Genomic DNA, 17559 nt, shown 5'->3' with positions numbered 1-17559 from the left:
GTCATTTATAATGAACATCCCTATTTATCAGGTTGATGCCTTTACTGACAGCCTGTTCGGCGGCAATCCGGCTGCAGTATGCATATTGCAAAACTGGCTTCCTGAAGAACAGCTACAAAGCATTGCAGCAGAAAACAATCTGGCTGAAACCGCCTACATCGTTCAGGCAGGAGATGTCTATGAACTTCGCTGGTTTACGCCTGCAGTAGAAATTGATCTGTGTGGACATGCCACGTTAGCAGCGGCCTATATCATTTTCCGTTTTATAGAACCCTCACTCCAAAGCGTTCGTTTTACGACCAAAAGCGGCGACCTGATTGTTACCCGGGAAGCAGAAGAACGTATTAGCCTAAACTTCCCTGCCAGAATGCCAACACCAACCGCAATTACAGAGGCAGCAATTAAAGCCATGGGCAAAGCGCCAATAGCGGCATGGGAGTCACGTGATCTGATGCTGGTTTATGAAACTGAAGCAGATATTCTGGCGCTGGAACCGGACTTACTGGCGTTTAAAGATCTCAACAGCCACTTTGCGGTTATCGCTACCGCTAAAGGCGACCAGGCAGACTTTGTATCACGCTTCTTTGCGCCCCAGGCAGGCATACCGGAAGACCCTGTTACCGGATCAGCTCACTGCACTCTGATTCCTTTCTGGGCAGAACAGTTGGACAAAGACGTATTACTTGCCAGACAGCTGTCAGCCCGTGGTGGCACACTCTATTGCCAGCATAAGGGCGACCGGGTAAGTATGAGCGGTACAGCAGTTCTGTTCATGCAGGGCGAGATTTACGTATAGCTCATTGCCGGTGGCAGCTAGCCACCGGCTTTTGCTGAGCAGCAGGCAATGACCTTCCTCATGACCAGCACATCTGTGTCATGGTAATTGACCTGCTCAAGCGGTTGCCAGCCTAACCGGGCATAAAGGCCGCCGGTTAGCTGCTCTGTCTGCAGATGTAATTCCGTGACTCCCAGGCGAATAGCAACAGCCTCCACTTCATTAATCAGTGCAGCTGCCACTCCCTTTCCCCTATGTGGCTCGGTCACATACACACCGCCCAGCCAATGTTCCTTCTCGGGGTAGATTTTCATCTCACGGTATTTCAGCTGTGCAGCGCCAATTACAACATCATTCTCTACAGCCATTATCACCAGTGGTACAGCATCACGATTGAGATAACCGCTTAACTGCTCAGTAAAAAACGTCACTGTTGCGGAAGGAGATAAACGGCCCCATTCAGAGAAATACCACTGTGCAATTGTTGTGGCCTCTTCTTCCCTGTCTGCAAGAAACATAAATTCCATTTACCTAATCCCTCAGTACTGATAGTTGTTATTCCCAGGCCTCGATTATCACTGTATTACAGCCTGCGCTCAAACAAGTGGATACGGAATGAACCGCAAGCTTCTTGCATTCAAAATGCTGTAATCAAGCCGTTTCTGTAACCTTATTTTGAGAAAGCTCATGTACCAGTATTGCTACCATAATCAACGCACCACCTATAGCCTGCATGATAGTAGTTACTTGCCCTAATACGATAAAGCCGATAATCAGCGCAAAAATAGGTTCAGTAAGCTCGATCAGTTGTACCGACTGGCTGTTCATTAACGTCAGAGCTTTCACCGTACACCAGAAACCGCAGATAGTTGGTAATAAAGCCAGCAGAATTAATACCGGTAAGCTGGCAGCGGTCGGCAAGCTGACGCCGGTTAAAATAAACGGAACTGCCAGATAAACAACCCCAAACAGCAGCAGTGAGAACACTGCAATCAATCCGCCACCCAAATCAAAACGCTTTGAAAGCACCAGAAACATGCCATAACCAATGCCGGATAAAACCGCGAAGAAAATCCCGGTAACACTGTCTATTTCAAAGCTGCCTGCATCCAGAAAGATAAGCAATAAGCCTGCGATCGACAAAATAATGGAAATAACTTCTATGCCATACAGGCTGCGTTTTTCGAGTACAGCCCCAAATATAAAGGTAGTTACTGTCGACGCGCCAAACAGACAAAACACGACAACAGCAACGTTTATAAACTGGTAAGCAGCGGTTTCAAAGTTATACAGCATAAAAAAACCAAAAAACGCACATAGCGAAATATACCGCCACTTTTCCCGAAGATAGCTGCACATGACAGACCATTGCCCACTCATCAGCAAGACACCGCTCAGAGCAATCAGCGCTATAAAGCATTTATAAAACGCCACTGCTTCCGATGACATACCTGATGCGAATAAGTTAACGCTGATGACACCCACAGTGCCATTGAACAAAGCAGCTAACGTTGCTAATACGCCGCCCAGAAGTCTTTTGTTTTTCATTGAACCTATACCTGTGTACTACACTCAAACACTCAGATTAAAGGGCACCATTCTGTCATTACGGCTTATTATCTGAACCGCTGGCGAAACAACAACATTTGCCCTGTATGTATTCTCTGGCTGCCTTTGTTACTATGAATGCACTCGTTGAGACTTAAGCTCTTAAGCTCTCTTGAAACTCGATATTGAGTAACACACACCTAAGCGCCAAAAGGTATGTGATGCAGTACTCGGCATCGATGTAACCCGGCGCTATGTATTACGCTTATATTACAATTTACAACACAGCATCACAATAAAAGTACAATGCATACTATTAAAAAATGAAAGCAACACAATTATGATTAATAAAATCGAAAAAATTGCTATCGCACCGAACAACACCTATCCAATCTATATGGCAGTAGCGAATCAGTTCGAAGACCTGATTAAAAGTAACCTCTATATCTATAACGAACGTCTGCCTGCACTACGCACACTGGCCGAGCACCTGGGCGTCGCGCTGGATACAGTAAAAAAAGCCTATTCAGAACTCGAAACCCGCCGCCTGGTGTACTCCCGTGTGGGCAGCGGCACCTATGTGAAATGGCGCCAAACGGGTAACAGCGAATCGACACTTAGTGAAACCGCCATACCACCCAATAGCAATACAATTGATCTTAGTCTTAATGAACAACTATTAATGGAAGAACGCGGTGCTGAATTAAGCAACGCAATGGCCCGTCTGGCGAATCAGCCTGCCCGGCTTAACCTGATGACAACGTATCAGGCGCCTGAACATATAATTCAACCCCAGCTCGATTTCATCGCCCGTTTCATGAGTGATATAGGTATTTCAGCCAAGGCATCTGAAATGCTGCTTACCTCAGGTGCTCAGCATGGTTTACATCTGGTGCTTCAATACCTTATGAACAGCGGCGATATTATTGTCACCAATAAATTGGCCTACCCTGGCGTAAAACAAGCTACCAGCCTCTTAGGTCGGACTCTGATAGCGGTTGATCAGGATGCTGACGGCATGGATATAGACGCACTGGAAGCACTGCTGAAGAAGCAACGCATTAGCGCTGTGTATGTAACGCCTGAATATGACAACCCAACCACTGCCGTCATGACTCAGGCAAGACGTGAACGTCTTGTGGAACTTGCCAGTGAATACAACTTCCTGATCATTGAAGATGGCGCGCTTCATATGCCGCAGAATGGCCTGACATCTCTATATTCAATGGCCCCGGAACGTACTATATACCTGTTCAGCTTTTCTAAAATTCTGGCAGGCGGCTTACGTTTGGGCGCAATTCTGGCGACCGGACGTCACTACCGTAAGATGGTTGTTGCTCAGCAAAGCCAGTACTGGATGGTATCCCCTTTCCTGACCAGCCTTACCTGTGACCTGATACTGCATGGCGCAGCTGAGCGATTACTGGACAAACAACTTCATGAACTTGAAGAGCGCTTTGCGCTTACCCATGAAATCCTCAATGACTATAAGATCAGCGGATCAGCCCCTGGTTATCATGTCTGGCTTGAGTTGCCCGAACATATCAATATTGAAAACCTGACCGGCAACCTGAGAAACTTCAATGTTGAAGTCGCCCCGGCCAAAGCTTTCTATGTCAACGATACCGCCAGCGCGCATGCCATCCGAATCAGCCTGGCAGGCTCGGTCAATAAACAAGACTTTGTTAAAGGTCTGGAAATCATCAAAGAATGCATGGAAGACTCCGAACAGGACGCTGACTGGAGCATCATCTAACAAGAACAGTACCTATTCTTTTACAGGTCAGTGGCAGGATGCCGCTGCCTCCGAGCACCACCCTATCCGCACAATCACTCACGCAACACTAATTTTATTAATTACTTGCCCACAGCCCTCGAGCATGGCCATCGATTTAAAGCAGTAGGGTTCGAAGATATAGCTGGTGTATTGCTGTGTTTGTTCATCAGCCTCAGCAACCAGTTTATGCCCCTATTTATCCCAGCTTAATATAGATAACCTTAAGTTCATCTATGAAACTGAAATTCATATTCGACTGTCACTCATCTGAATAACATCTTTATATATCTTCTTACTAAAAAGGAAACTTTCCTTCTCATAATTCCCTTTATCTTCTTTGTAAAAACTATAATTTATTAATTGGATTATTTTAAATTTATACTCACCTTAGTTTTTCTGCAGTGAAAGAGCACTGATCAACGCACCTCCTGTTGAACAACCACTAATTGTAAACCGGGCTTCGACCTTTTCTCTTCGGTCAATGAGCGTGTAGACAACCTTTTTATACTCTTCAATATCTAACCCTAAAAGCCTTGTGCTAATATAAATATTATTTGAACCACATTTATTTAACTTAGACAAAGTAAGTTTATCCGCATAAACAAGCTTATTGTTATCGTTAATATAACCAGCACCAGCATCAAAAGAAGTAACAAAGCCTTTAACTGATGTAGAACTAGCCAAGGCGTTTTTTTCACCAAAATAGAGCGAAATTTCACCGCCTTTATACCATTTCTCACCGCCATAACCATAAACACTACTTGTACCGTACTCCTTTAAAGCACTCATAGATAAAATGACATCTTTGGCTGGTTCTCGCTTATCGTGAACAAGAATTTTTTTGATAGAATTGTTATCTTTTAATCTATCAAACACAAAACCACTATCATCTATAAATACATAGGAAATATTACCATTGATACTAATAGCCTTTGTTGTTGAGATAGCATCCGCCTTATAAACAGGCCCTATGCTTGACAAAACAAGCATCTTAACATTTACAGACTCAGGTATTAAACTATAATCAATTCCTTTAGATGGAAGAATAAGCTCATGTAAATAACCTACTTTATCAAGAAAAGACAAATCCATATTTTTAGTATTTAATCTAATAGAATTTAAAGCATCTATTTTTGGAAAGTTTTCAAAAGACACATTCATCTTACTGTCAACAACAATACCAAAAGTTTTAAGATTATTAATTTTTGAAATTTCACCAAGTGTTAGAGAAAAATCTCTTGGATCAACTAAGTCAACATTGAGGGAGATTAAATCTCTAAAACCACCTATGCTATCAATATTAACGTCTTTAGCAGAAATGGCTATGCTTCCTAGACATTTAAGAGATAAATAGTCTTTCAAATTTATCTCAGCTTCCGGTTCATCTAAGTATAAATATAATGTTTTATTGACATCATATTCTTCATTATTGATTACAACTTTTTCACCTTCTTCGTAAAGGCTACAATCAGCAGCATTAACTGTGCAAGAAATAAAAATCACAATCAACAAACAAAAACTCTTATACATATTAAAATTCCATTTAACTATTTATTAATCTTCCAGGACCATTTTACTACTCAACATTCTTTATGCTTAAAAACATAGCAAATATTGACAACAAACATTCCACTTTCAATATTCTCTAAATATATTTTACCTTATTTATAGGCCAGATTTATAAAAACAATATAATCTATATCAATAATATAAATTAGATTAATCGTTAAGGTTACAAAATGTTATTTATTCGTAAAAACAAAATAAACTTATATTTTTTATTAATTTACTTTAACTCTATTCATCATACACTTATTTTATATATACCTATAAAACCACTATAAGATATCCATATAAATTTTAGATTTACAAATAATATTATACCTCTGAGGTTGAATTTCTTTAACGCCCACGACTAACCAGTAATCCCCATTTCAGTTAAAGCAACTATCGAAGGAGGCTTGGGGATCCATGGATAGCCCTCAGCACATAAGAGCGTAGATTGTCTCATGCTGGGGACTTATTCGCAGGCTCCCTTATTCGAAAATAATAATCTGACTCATAAAAATTTTATTACAATGATTATAAGTATCTTATAACAACTGAGCTATAACCCGCTCTTTGATCATAGATAGATTCGATTCTTCCCCACTGGTAGATATAAGGGCTTTTGGCTTTAAGAATACCGAACAACCATTTATCTTGATATTGGACATTATCCATCTCATTTTGTTTAGTGTCTAATAACCAGACAGATCCACTGTCTTTCTTTATATACATACTAACTTTCACAATGAGATCATTTTCAAAGTACAAGGTAAAAGCAACTAACTCACCATAAAACAATATAGGATTGGTTTTGTATGATTTATAAATATCATTTATCACAACAGGACTAATGGAGTATTTTTTTTCAACTAGCTTTAAATCTTTAACTTTAAAATTTCTATCAACTATAAAGTCATCGCCTATTTTTAAAGCACCATTGTTCATAAAAACCTACCTTGGGAAAGTGCGAATAAGTCCAAAATAGTAGAACAGCCTCCCATACCATGAGGCCTATAGAGCAGCAGAAAAGACTTATTCGCAGGCTCCCTAGTTCTATTGGCACTCATTCTTAGCTCATCGCGCTAACAATAATTGAACTATTTTCTTTAAGAAAAAAACAAATATAACTTTATATGCAATTATTACCTACAACTATTAATCAGGGATATAAGCATCATTTTCATAATAAAATAAAAATGCTTTGAACATAACATCCTCATCAACTACATCAAACCTAGATTTGGCATTTTTAAAAACTCCTGCTATATCATCAGACAACAAAATCTCTTTATAACCGATACTTGTCATATATTCTGGATTATCATCTAAGTCATATTCATCAAAAAAATCAGGATTTGCTATCAATGCCTCTATTTCGGTAGACCATCGGGCGATATCTACGGGTAAATAAACTGCTGTTCTCCAATCCACAAGATCGACAGTCATTAATAACTCACCAAATCGTTTTTTTTCAACTTCTATATTCATAATTATAGGTTCTCACACTTACCTCTTGTAGCAGGAAAATGCTAACTTTTTGATTTAACTCGTTCGATATCAATGTCTGGAACAATAGTCTAAATTCGCTCTATTCCAATGCCGTCGATTAATAGAGATCTCAAAGAGTCTGAAATATACTCCGCATCTTCAATATCTAAATCACCAAAATCAACTTTATATAGCCCAAAGCCATTCTTTCCTGTCATTAGGATTAGGGCAGAACCTCCTTCATCATCACCAACGGCTAATGATTGTGGTATGTAACTTTGAATCTGATATTCCTTATTCATCTCTATACAACCGTCAGGGCTCCACACCCGGAAATATCTATCGCTATCGATAACAACTTCGACCTCTGTCATTTCACTAACTATTTCACAATAATCTATTGGCACTTCAATACTACTAAATTCTTTTAAAGAATTAATATCATTCGTACTTGCCGCTGACTCACTCGCTTTAATTTGTAAAGCTGAATTTAGGTTACAAAGTATGCTCAAAATTTGACCTTCTACTGATTTATCTGCTTGTAAGGAACATTTAGTTTGTCTAACATTTTATATTGTTGCTCAAGTACTAGATTTATAGTTTGTGGCTGAAAGCCAGCTTCAGACATATCATCAACAATATATTGCAACTCATCTTGCAGCCCAGAACTCCACTTTTCTTGTCCTGCTTCTACACGAGCATTTCTACGGGTATTTTGCCCATTACTGATGGTCGTATGGGGCAATCCTTTGCCAGTTTCAAGAGTGACTGAAGGCGCTAGATTAGAGTCATACCCATAATCAACAAGATTTTCCTTAGCCCATTGCTGCTGTAACCCATGATGCGATTGTAACCTCCCGTTATTCGGACCTCGCCCTTTAGGTTTTGGTAACGAATCCTTATGTGTCTTATTAAAATACACATAATTTTCTTCAGGTTTTTCGTATGAAACGCTAGGACAATTCCCCGGCGTACTCGCCAATCCCAGCGGATCGATCCAGCCCGTTGGATTCGGCACATACTGATAGTTATTTAAACCGCCCGCAAGGCCTATCGGGTCTATCGTTGTGAACCTTGTGGTATGTGGATCATAGTAGCGATGGCGGTTGTAATATAACCCCGTTTCAAGGTCATGATATTGGCCCTGGAAGCGAATTGGGTTAATGACATCTTCAACTTCTGCAACAGCCAATTGCCCATAGGCACGGTAATGAGCAGACCAGACTATTTTGCCCTGGCTGTCGGTGAGCTCTTGCGGCGTGCCCAGATGGTCAAGCTGATAATAGTAAACTTCGGTTGCTTGCCCACTGCCCTTGAGCATGGCCATCGGTTTAAAGGTATAAGGTTCGTAGATGTAGCTAGTGTGTTGCTGCGTGAGCTCATCAACTTCTGCGACCAGTTTATCGCCCTGCCAAAGAAACGCAGTTTCCTGTCGCGTACCATCTTTTTCATTAACAGTCTTACTAATACGGCGACCGAAGACGTCGTAACGATATTGTGCACTGCTCCCATCCGATAAATCCGCTTTGATCAGGCGGTGCTGACTATCGTATTCATAACGGCTGATCAGCTTTTGTTGCGTACCCCGGCGTTCTTCGACAAGGTTACCGAATTCGTCATACTGGTAGTGACGATCCCCTTTAAAGGCTAACCGATTGCCCTTACTAACATCGCTCTGTTCACCGCGGCCATCCAGAAGGTTACCGGCAGGGTCATGGATGAGTTGCTCAGTTAGCGAGCCGCTTACTTGCTGCAGGCGGTTCAGTGCATCGTAATGATACTGACGACGCCCCTTACTGCTGTCTTCCAGGCTGAGCAGGTTGCCATTCTCACTGTAGCCATAGGTGCGTTTGTATAGCTGATGATGAACGGTCTTCGCAGGGTCAGTCGCATGACGTTCCCGCTGATTCACAGTATGCGCACTTAGACGGCCCTGATCATCGTACTGATAGTGTGAGGTCAGTTGCCCCTGCTGACGAAACTGCTCCCGGCCTGCCTGATGGTGGTGTCGGGTGAGCATCTCACCATTCAGATTGAGCTGAGTCAGCTGTCCCGATGCATAGTCGTAATCCAGTTGCTGATGGTCAGGCAACCGCATAGATGTCATACGGCCCATCGCATCATAACTGTAGTGGAAGGTTCCCCAGCCCTGATGCTCTGTTAAAAGCTGACCATTAGGATCGTAAGCGTACGCTAAGGGCCAGTGGCCATCGTCGAGCCTGGCGCTGTCTCAGCTAAGCATCCTCTTCAAAGTTCGGATCGACGAACACGTCGACTTATTAAGCCCGGATAGTACAGAACTATTAACAATCCACTTACTTCGTAGGCTCCTTAACTTCAACCGAAGGCAATAAACGGGAAACTACTTTTAAACCTATCCTCAATACCTATATTTTTATGCAATACTTCTAATGCATTCTTTTTTGAAATAGGAGAATCATAAACCTCCACTCCTCTTTTATAGGCCAAACCGATTAATGCATATTCATCATTAATATCATGATCCCATGAAGGAGAAAATCCAATAGCTTCGTTCATTTTGTAAATTTCACCTTCAAAATCAATTAATTCGAAGATATAGTCTGGACAATCATCAACCTCCAGAACAATTTTCTCCGCCCATTTTTTAAACTCAGAAAGATTAACAGCCTGACTAAATAAACAAGTATAAGCAAAGCCTAAATCATCTGAATCATTTTTATATATTTTCATCTATATACCTTTTGATATCCTTTCGCCGCCAATATGACCTGTTTTACTATGAACAGTACTAGGTAACAATTGCATTCGACCAAAATCTTGATGATGGTGCCAAGTATAACCATCAACTTTTGAAGAACCTGACCGAATTTGACTCAACTGTAAGTCACTAAAACCGGAAGAATTAACAGCCCCACGCTCAATCGCTCCTGCAAGATCTCTAGAAGCAGCTTGCATCTGCTGAGTATATGACAAGCTGCTAAAATCTGGCCCTGGAATTTTAGTATCATACTTAGCAATATCATCAAATATTGGGAAGCCCCGGCTATCATATGGCACACCAGTAACCGGATGCCTTTTACCTGCCATATGAACCATTCTTCCACTAGCATTCGGTACAGTCGTTGATTGTACGTTTTCCGCCCCAAAAGCATCTTCAAGTCTCTGACGTGTTTCGTGAGCATTGTAAGGAGATGTATCCCTTCCAGGACAATCCCCCGGCGTACTCGCCAATCCCAGCGGATCAACCCAGCCCGTCGGATTGGGCACATACTGATAGTTGTTCAGGCCGCCCGCAAGGCCTATCGGATCTATCGTTGTGAACCTTGCTGTATGCGGGTCGTAATAGCGATGGCGGTTATAGTATAAACCCGTTTCAAGGTCATGATACTGACCCTGGAAGCGAATTGGGTTCAGTATTTCCTCTACCTCTGCGATAGCCAACTGCCCATAGGCACGGTAATGAGCAGACCAGACTATTTTGCCCTGGCTGTCGGTGAGCTCTTGCGGCGTGCCCAGATGGTCAAGCTGATAATAGTAAACTTCGGTTGCTTGCCCACTGCCCTTGAGCATGGCCATCGGTTTAAAGCTGTAAGGTTCGTAGACATAGCTGGTGTGTTGCCGCGTGAGCTCATTAACTTCTGCGACCAGTTTATCGCCCTGCCAAAGAAACGCAGTTTCCTGTCGCGTACCATCTTTTTCATTAACAGTCTTACTAATACGGCGACCGAAGACGTCGTAGCGATATTGGGCACTGCTACCATCTGGTAAATCCGCTTTAATCAGGCGGTGTTGACAGTCGTATTCATAACGGCTGATCAACTTGTGTTGCGTGCCCCGGCGTTCTTCGGCCAGATTACCGAATTCGTCATACTGGTAGTGGCGATCGCCTTTAAAGGCTAAACGGTTGCCCTTGCTGACATCTCTCTGCTCACCACGACCATCCAGCAGGTTACCGGCGGGGTCATGGATTAGTTGTTCAGTTAGCGAGCCACTTACCTGCTGCAGGCGGTTCAGTGCATCGTAGTGATACTGACGACGCCCCTTACGACTGTCTTCCAGGCTGAGCAGGTTGCCATTCTCACTGTAGCCATAGGTGCGTTTGTACAGCTGATGATGGACGGTCTTCGCAGGGTCAGTCGCATGGCGTTCCCGCTGGTTCACAGTATGCGCACTGAGACGGCCCTGATCATCGTACTGATAGTGTGAAGTCAGTTGCCCCTGCTGACGAAACTGCTCCCGGCCTGCCTGATGGTGGTGTCGGGTGAGCATCTCACCATTCAGATTGAGCTGAGTCAGCTGTCCCGATGCATAGTCGTAATCCAGTTGCTGATGGTCAGGCAACCGCATAGATGTCATACGGCCCATCGCATCATAGCTGTAGTGGAAGGTTCCCCAGCCCTGATGTTCTGTTAAGAGCTGACCATTTGGGTCGTAAGTGTAAGCTAAAGGCCAGTGGCCATCGTCGACTTCGGCCAGTTGGCCATACTGGTCGTAGTGGTACGCAACCTGATTGCCGTCAGGCAGGGTTTTGTTAACCAGTTGCCCCATAGCATCACGTTCGTAGACGGTGACCCGTTCGGAACCCTGCAACCCTTGCTCGATCTTTTCAGTCAGGTGGCCATTTAAATCATAGCCGTAGTGGGTTACCCGGCCATCAAAGCTTTGCTCCCGGGCAATCAGCCCGTTGGGGTGATAGTCCAGCAGACAGCGCTCACCGCGTTCGTTACGAATTTCGCTTAGGAAGAGTTTGGCGTTGTCGTATTTATATTCGACCCGGCTACCATCGGGATTGATTTTTGCGGTAACAAGATGCAACGGCTGTGCGTATTCATAGCGGGTGGTTTGCCCTTGTTCGTCGGTAACAGCCGTCACTTTACCGTAAGCATTGTAGCTGTAAATACGAGCTTGCCGGGTACCCGGCTCACGTACAGAAATCAGACGATTGGCACTGTCCCAGCCATACTCAGTGACACCGCCAACTGAAGACTGTTGCCAGATACGACGGCCAAAGCAGTCATAACGGTAACGGGTAACACCACCATCTGGTGCCGTTTCGTCAACCAGTTGCCCAAGCCTGTTCCAGCTGTAGCGGGCCACACTGCCATCCGGATAGTGAACAGAGGAGATCAGGCCATGCTCGTTATAGCTGTACTTAACAGTATGACCAAGAGGGTCAGTTTCGCTGATCAGATCGCCCTGCTCATTATGACCGTAGTACCAGCTCTTGGTCCCTTCGTGTTTCGCAGTCAGCCGGCTATCGGTGTATTCATAACCGGTTGAGGTACCGTCCGGATACATAACAGCAGCAAGTTGCTGGTTGCTGTCATATTTATACTCTGTTTTGTGACCCAGCGGATCGGTCTCTTCGAGCAGCTCCCCTTTTTCACCGTAGACTTTTTCGGTCACAGCGCCATCGGGGTCGACCTGCTTAACTAAGCGAGCATTGTCATCATGCTGATAGGTCTGGCTACTGCCATCATGGTAGGTGGCGACAACACTGCCATCATCGCCCCATTCATAGCGGGTATCCATTTGTTCAAAGTTGGCCCAATGACGGATCGCCCGGACGGCTTTACCTTCACCCTGCCACTGCCAGTAAAATTCCGCGCCACCGGCCAGATGACGTCGCTGAATAACGTTCGCTTCATCATATTCATAGGACTCAGCTTCACCCTGAGCATTACTGGCCTTTATCAGTTGATGAGCAGCATTATACTCATACCGCATGTACGCACCCTGGCTAATCCATTGGCCATGTTCACGACCAAGCAGATCAACACTGCTTATCAGTGATGAAAGCCCATGGTACTGCAACCCCAATGCCGTGCCATGTTCAGACTCTACCCGGGTGATGCGTCGGTCGCTGTCATAGCGTATATCCAGGCGATTCTGGTAGTGGTCACTGATGGCGCTCAGATAGCCGACCGTACCGTGTTTCTTAAAGTGGTAAAAATACGGGGCAACGCTCTCTGAGGTGAGAATATACTCACCTTCGCTCTTACCCAAGAAAATGGTACTGCCTGCCAGACGGTTAGTTACAACACCAAAATGCTCTTCAGGGTTTGCCAGCGGCGTCATACGCCCCTGATGATCATGCCATTCAATCTGGCCGCCAATAAAGCGAAGCTGATGACTTAGTGAATGCGTCCAGCCGAACCCCATACCCTGGCTGTTCTCGCAGTTAGAGGAGCGGTAGGTACGTGCAAACGGCAGCTGAATTAAGCCGGATAAACGGGCGTCTTCCAGTTCAAGAAGTTCTTCACCAGTAACCATTGAAACAGGACAGCCATCAACTTTAGTGCAAGCATTACTGTCTATAGGATCACCGCTACCAGAGGTCCCCTGATCTGATTTATCCGTTACTCCGTTGTTCTGATCAACACTGGTATGAGGCTTATTATCAAAACTTGCATGCAGCTCGTTACCGTTAGTTAGAGCCGCTGCTGGCTTATTCCCACGTATCGCTACCTTTCGATAGTTCAGTGCGTTATCGGCATACTTAACCACCATTTCAGAGAGCTCTTTAAAGAACCCCATTACCGCATCCGCAATCTTTAAAAACCAGCTTGTAAAACGCCTTCCATAAACGGCTATACGGGCTGCCAGAAAGGTTATGCCGAGTGCGCCACCCAATACTGTCAGCACCAGGCCTAAAGCAATATCGATAGCAATAGTTACTACAAACTGAGTAATTGTTTCGTAGGTATTTTCAATCGCCTGATCGGGCGGGATCATCGACATCCACAACAAGGTTCGTTTAACCAGAAGGAACAGCGCGGCTTCATCTGAAGCGAACAGTAAAGCCTTTGCTGCAGCATCCGGAGCAGATGCGATAAGACCGGCAACCTGATCACGGATATTACCTGCCCCTTCCAGCAGTTTGTCGGGGATTGCGTAAGGGTCCTTTAATAGGTTGTAAGCAGCCTTCATACCCTCCCAGATATCTTTTAACGCGCCCCATATACCCTTCGCTATGCCTGTTATGGGTGCAACCATGGTTCTACCAAGCGACGCCCCTACAGACCCAGCCCACTGCGGTTTGTAAATACCCCACTGTTCCTGCAACCAGCCATAGTTATCCTGAATAAAACCGTCGTAGGATGAAAACAATGCAGTTAAATGCGCATCTGATGCATCGCCATTGATATCAAAGCGGTAACGTACCCGGGGCTTTAATCCGGTAAAAACAACTCTTCCATCCTTATCAGCAACCGCTGAATCAACAGGATCCCCATCGCTCAATAAGAATCCCGCTCCCACCTCGTAAATATCAACTTTTACATCACCTATGGGGACATGAAAAACTGACTCAAATTTACTTACCAGAACCAACTCACCACTTTCAGGACATACTGCGGTAAGGGTAAAATCATTTTCATCATAGGAATCAACAATTTCGTTTTCCCCGACAACGATCTTTCGATCCATTTTCAGGGAAGGTAGTAAAAGACTGACCCCAAAGAATTCTTCGGTGTGTTTACGATAGGTATTCAGGGAATCCGGATAGGCCGCTAGTGCCTCTTCAATGCTTTGGATATGCGATTGCATCATTCAATTCCTTTTGCAGATACGCTTCTAACCCTGAGTAGCGTGTAATAACAGCTGATGCCTGTTCTGATTTAACAAACCGCTGAATTTTTACTTTTAACGTATTCACAGGATAGGCTTCATAGAGATTAGGATTTCGTTCAATAAGCTGTTGCAACAGATTACTTTCCAGCGTGGATGTATTCTGGGCAAATAACTTTTGCTGGACTTGCTTACTTAGTTCCCACCACGGAAACTGCCGGCAAACAATACCAGGACTTTGAGGATGACTTACTGAACCATTTGCGCTGATCAGATTCGCGACGGGTCCCATCAGGTCAGCTACATTTTCTGCTTCCTCAAGCTGAAAAACAGGCAACACCTGCGGTGCATCCCAGTAGCGGAAAAACACTTCATTACCGCTGGGCATGATTACTTTCGTCAGGCTTTCAAAGTGACTAAACACCGCATCAAATCCAAATGGGCTGACTACCAGCCAACCCCAGTCAGGAAATGCCTCACCTTGCTCATCCAGCCAGTCGATAAAAGCAGAGTCGGGCTCAATAGGCGCCAGATGTGGCATCACCTCTTCCCAGTCACGATACGGGGTATTCAGCCAAAGTGGCTTTGCGCCGCTTTCGCCCTGGCTGTAAAAGTGTTGCAGCGCGTTAGCCTCTGAGGTACCGCTGAGCACCAGAAAAAAGTTCAGGCCTTCAGAGCTTACTTCCTGCAACTGATTTAGCTGCTCACGCAATAAAACAGGATGACTAGATTGCACAGCTACCGTCCTTACAGGCTTCACATTCTTCACAGAAAGGTGCCGGTGTTTCCATTGTCATTAGCTGTGCTGGGCTTATAGGTGCCGCTTTCTTACCGCTGCCACCGCCGCCCATATTGAGCTTCACCTGCGCCCCTTTAAAGGTGACGCCGCCCGGATTAATGGTCACCAGGCTGCCGCCGGCTTTAAACGCAATTTCCGTCCCTGCACTTAGGGCATGTTTAACGCCACTGGTAAAATGTAGCTCTTGCCCGGCGTAGGTATACTGGTCATTAGCCACTTTCAGCTGATGATCCTGACCAATGGTGAGATGCATATCGCCGTTCACCTGCCGGCTATAACGCTGCTGGGTTTTGACGTGTTCATCACCTTTTACGTGGCGGTACTCGTTGCCTTCCAGAATTCGGTGATGCTCGTTGCCAACCCACTCTTTATGGTCGTTACGGGTCACCTGCTGCATATCTTTTTCGGCATGGGTGAAAATTTGCTCTGCGCCTTTCTTATCTTCGATCCGTATCTCATTAAAGCCTTCTCCGCCTTTGGTGGAGTTGGTTTTAATCGTGCTGAGAGTTTTATTATCCGGCAATGGATAGGGTGACCGGTTAAGGCCATGGTATAACCTACCTGTCACGACCGGGCGGTCTGGATTACCTTCAAGAAAATCGACCAGTACCTCTTCACCAATGCGGGGTATAAACATACTGCCCCGCTCATGCCCGGCAAACAGCTGGCTTACCCGCAGCCAGCAGGTGCTGTTTTCATCACGCTGGCCAACCCGGTCCCAATGGAACTGTACTTTGATCCGGCCGTGCTGATCGGTATAGATCTCTTCACCCGCTGGCCCACAAACAATTGCCGTTTGGCAGCCGTAGACGGTCGGTACCGACGTTTTCAACGGTGCCCGGTAAGGCACATCAAAAGGAATGGCCTTAATGGTATTGCTATAACTGGAACCTTCGGTGGTCGCGCCTTGTTCCAGCACCTGCGGCTGAGCACATTCATGCTCAACATGCGTGAGATAATACTCAGTATTCAGCGTATCTCTCTCGTGCTCAGCGAGCGTAAAACTGAATCCCGGTATCAGCCGGTTAACGTCGCTCTGTGCACTAACGGTACGGCGCTGAACATTAATCGACTCCAGCACCACCTGAGCAAAGCGATCACCGGCGTCAGTATGCTGAAAACGGCCGGGATACTGATATACCTCCAGAGCCTGATCAAGCTCATCTTGCTGGGCGGATTCCAGGGTCAGGGTCGGACGGGTAAAATCAAAGTCTCTGAGTTGGCTGCGGCCAGATACAATCGCTTCACTGTAGTCAAAACGGAATATATGCTGTTCACGTAAAGCGCCCTGCGCATCATGAAAATAAGGTATCTCAGACTGATTTTCGATGGGGGTATGGGTAGCTGAACTGTCGCTAAAGACGATCCGGTGCAGCGCTTCTTCATGCTCAAAGAAGTAGTGTATACCTTCTTCTTCAAGCAGACGCTGCATGAACTCCAGCTCCGTTTCATTATATTGGACGCAGTACTCACGCGCCGGATACGCTCCCTGTAGCCTGAATTCGAATTCATCGCCGGAGAAACCCGCTTCATCCAGTAGCGTCGTAATTATCTGCTGGGTGCTTTGTTGTTGAAAAATACGGCATCCGGCACGTAAGTTCAGCAGTTCCGTTTTAGGCTCTACGACAAAATGATAGGTAGATTGGCGCAAGCTGCTTTCTTCCAGCTCAGCCTCTGTAACGACACCGTGAATAAAACGGGTATATGGCTCGCCATCATTAGTCAGGTCATGCAGCGTAATCAACCCCGGCTGCGCCAGGATCGGCGTAAGCTCAATATCAGGATATTGTGAGACCACCTCCACATTGAAGCGGAAACTTTTAGAGAGCCCCTCTTCTCCCGTCATTTTGACGAGATGAAAGTCATCACTGGCACCGGCTGCCGTAAAGAAGAACCGCTCTTCATTGGATTTTAAAAACACGCTATAACCTTCCCTGTTTTATACATACCCACGCGATATGTCGCTCAATACGTTTCTGGGTTATCAACTGTATGTATCTATTAAGCAATGGGTATGCCAGACAAGCTTATGACGGCATCCAAATACATAATCCTTTTCTGAACCACTACCTG

General features: G+C 45.0%; 13 protein-coding genes. 2 read left to right on the top strand and 11 right to left on the bottom strand.

Annotated features, from left to right (window positions below; genetic code table 11):
• Positions 1 to 10 precede the first annotated feature (10 nt).
• Positions 11 to 796, top strand: coding sequence for a PhzF family protein (locus OCU49_RS11330; RefSeq protein WP_261845095.1), 786 nt, complete (start codon positions 11 to 13; stop codon positions 794 to 796).
• A gap of 17 nt (positions 797 to 813) precedes the next feature.
• On the opposite strand, the gene OCU49_RS11325 is transcribed toward OCU49_RS11330, so the two are convergent.
• Complete coding sequence (locus OCU49_RS11325; RefSeq protein ID WP_261845094.1) at positions 814 to 1302, bottom strand: GNAT family N-acetyltransferase; 489 nt, start codon at positions 1300 to 1302, stop codon at positions 814 to 816.
• Positions 1303 to 1426: 124 nt separating this feature from the next.
• Positions 1427 to 2323 (bottom strand): DMT family transporter, encoded by an 897-nt coding sequence (locus OCU49_RS11320; RefSeq protein WP_261845093.1) that lies wholly within the window; start codon positions 2321 to 2323, stop codon positions 1427 to 1429.
• Between the two features lie 340 nt (positions 2324 to 2663).
• On the opposite strand from OCU49_RS11320, the gene OCU49_RS11315 reads away from it, so the two are divergent.
• On the top strand, positions 2664 to 4079 hold the full coding sequence (locus OCU49_RS11315; RefSeq protein ID WP_261845092.1) for an aminotransferase-like domain-containing protein: 1416 nt from the start codon (positions 2664 to 2666) through the stop codon (positions 4077 to 4079).
• Between the two features lie 408 nt (positions 4080 to 4487).
• On the opposite strand, the gene OCU49_RS11310 is transcribed toward OCU49_RS11315, so the two are convergent.
• The 9 genes from OCU49_RS11310 to OCU49_RS11265 form a co-directional block, all read right to left on the bottom strand.
• A complete protein-coding gene (locus OCU49_RS11310; RefSeq protein ID WP_261845091.1) occupies positions 4488 to 5630 on the bottom strand; it encodes a hypothetical protein in 1143 nt (380 codons plus the stop codon).
• 552 nt (positions 5631 to 6182) lie between these two features.
• Entirely contained in the window at positions 6183 to 6593 is a 411-nt protein-coding gene (locus tag OCU49_RS11305; RefSeq protein WP_261845090.1) for a hypothetical protein, read from the bottom strand.
• Positions 6594 to 6803: 210 nt separating this feature from the next.
• Positions 6804 to 7136: a DUF7716 domain-containing protein gene (locus tag OCU49_RS11300; RefSeq protein ID WP_261845089.1), complete on the bottom strand. Its 333-nt coding sequence runs from the start codon at positions 7134 to 7136 to the stop codon at positions 6804 to 6806.
• A gap of 89 nt (positions 7137 to 7225) precedes the next feature.
• A complete protein-coding gene (locus OCU49_RS11295) occupies positions 7226 to 7648 on the bottom strand; it encodes a hypothetical protein (RefSeq protein ID WP_261845088.1) in 423 nt (140 codons plus the stop codon).
• An 11-nt stretch (positions 7649 to 7659) separates the two neighbouring features.
• Positions 7660 to 9243: an RHS repeat-associated core domain-containing protein gene (locus OCU49_RS23735; protein ID WP_446680422.1), complete on the bottom strand. Its 1584-nt coding sequence runs from the start codon at positions 9241 to 9243 to the stop codon at positions 7660 to 7662.
• A 230-nt stretch (positions 9244 to 9473) separates the two neighbouring features.
• On the bottom strand, positions 9474 to 9848 hold the full coding sequence (locus tag OCU49_RS11280; RefSeq protein ID WP_261845087.1) for a hypothetical protein: 375 nt from the start codon (positions 9846 to 9848) through the stop codon (positions 9474 to 9476).
• The gene (locus OCU49_RS11275; RefSeq protein ID WP_261845086.1) at positions 9849 to 14669 is read right to left on the bottom strand and encodes an RHS repeat-associated core domain-containing protein; all 4821 of its coding nucleotides are present in this window, start codon (positions 14667 to 14669) and stop codon (positions 9849 to 9851) included.
• On the bottom strand, positions 14641 to 15423 hold the full coding sequence (locus tag OCU49_RS11270; RefSeq protein ID WP_261845085.1) for a DUF4123 domain-containing protein: 783 nt from the start codon (positions 15421 to 15423) through the stop codon (positions 14641 to 14643). The genes OCU49_RS11275 and OCU49_RS11270 overlap by 29 nt, the downstream gene beginning before the upstream one ends.
• Positions 15413 to 17407, bottom strand: a complete 1995-nt coding sequence (locus OCU49_RS11265) for a type VI secretion system Vgr family protein (protein ID WP_261845084.1) — start codon at positions 17405 to 17407, stop codon at positions 15413 to 15415. Before OCU49_RS11265 ends, OCU49_RS11270 begins: the two co-directional genes overlap by 11 nt.
• Positions 17408 to 17559 lie beyond the last annotated feature (152 nt).

The sequence above is a fragment of the Aliamphritea ceti genome (assembly GCF_024347215.1).
In the GTDB taxonomy this organism is placed as follows: domain Bacteria; phylum Pseudomonadota; class Gammaproteobacteria; order Pseudomonadales; family Balneatricaceae; genus Amphritea; species Amphritea ceti.
Note: the sequence above shows the minus strand (reverse complement) of the source record. Positions and strands in the feature narration are given on the sequence as shown.

Coding starts and splice junctions, on each gene's coding strand:
- OCU49_RS11330 (WP_261845095.1), top strand. CDS start 11: ATGAACATCCCTATTTATCAGGTTGATGCCTTTACTGACAGCCTGTTC.
- OCU49_RS11325 (WP_261845094.1), bottom strand. CDS start 1,302: ATGGAATTTATGTTTCTTGCAGACAGGGAAGAAGAGGCCACAACAATT.
- OCU49_RS11320 (WP_261845093.1), bottom strand. CDS start 2,323: ATGAAAAACAAAAGACTTCTGGGCGGCGTATTAGCAACGTTAGCTGCT.
- OCU49_RS11315 (WP_261845092.1), top strand. CDS start 2,664: ATGATTAATAAAATCGAAAAAATTGCTATCGCACCGAACAACACCTAT.
- OCU49_RS11310 (WP_261845091.1), bottom strand. CDS start 5,630: ATGTATAAGAGTTTTTGTTTGTTGATTGTGATTTTTATTTCTTGCACA.
- OCU49_RS11305 (WP_261845090.1), bottom strand. CDS start 6,593: ATGAACAATGGTGCTTTAAAAATAGGCGATGACTTTATAGTTGATAGA.
- OCU49_RS11300 (WP_261845089.1), bottom strand. CDS start 7,136: ATGAATATAGAAGTTGAAAAAAAACGATTTGGTGAGTTATTAATGACT.
- OCU49_RS23735 (WP_446680422.1), bottom strand. CDS start 9,243: ATGACATCTATGCGGTTGCCTGACCATCAGCAACTGGATTACGACTAT.
- OCU49_RS11280 (WP_261845087.1), bottom strand. CDS start 9,848: ATGAAAATATATAAAAATGATTCAGATGATTTAGGCTTTGCTTATACT.
- OCU49_RS11275 (WP_261845086.1), bottom strand. CDS start 14,669: ATGATGCAATCGCATATCCAAAGCATTGAAGAGGCACTAGCGGCCTAT.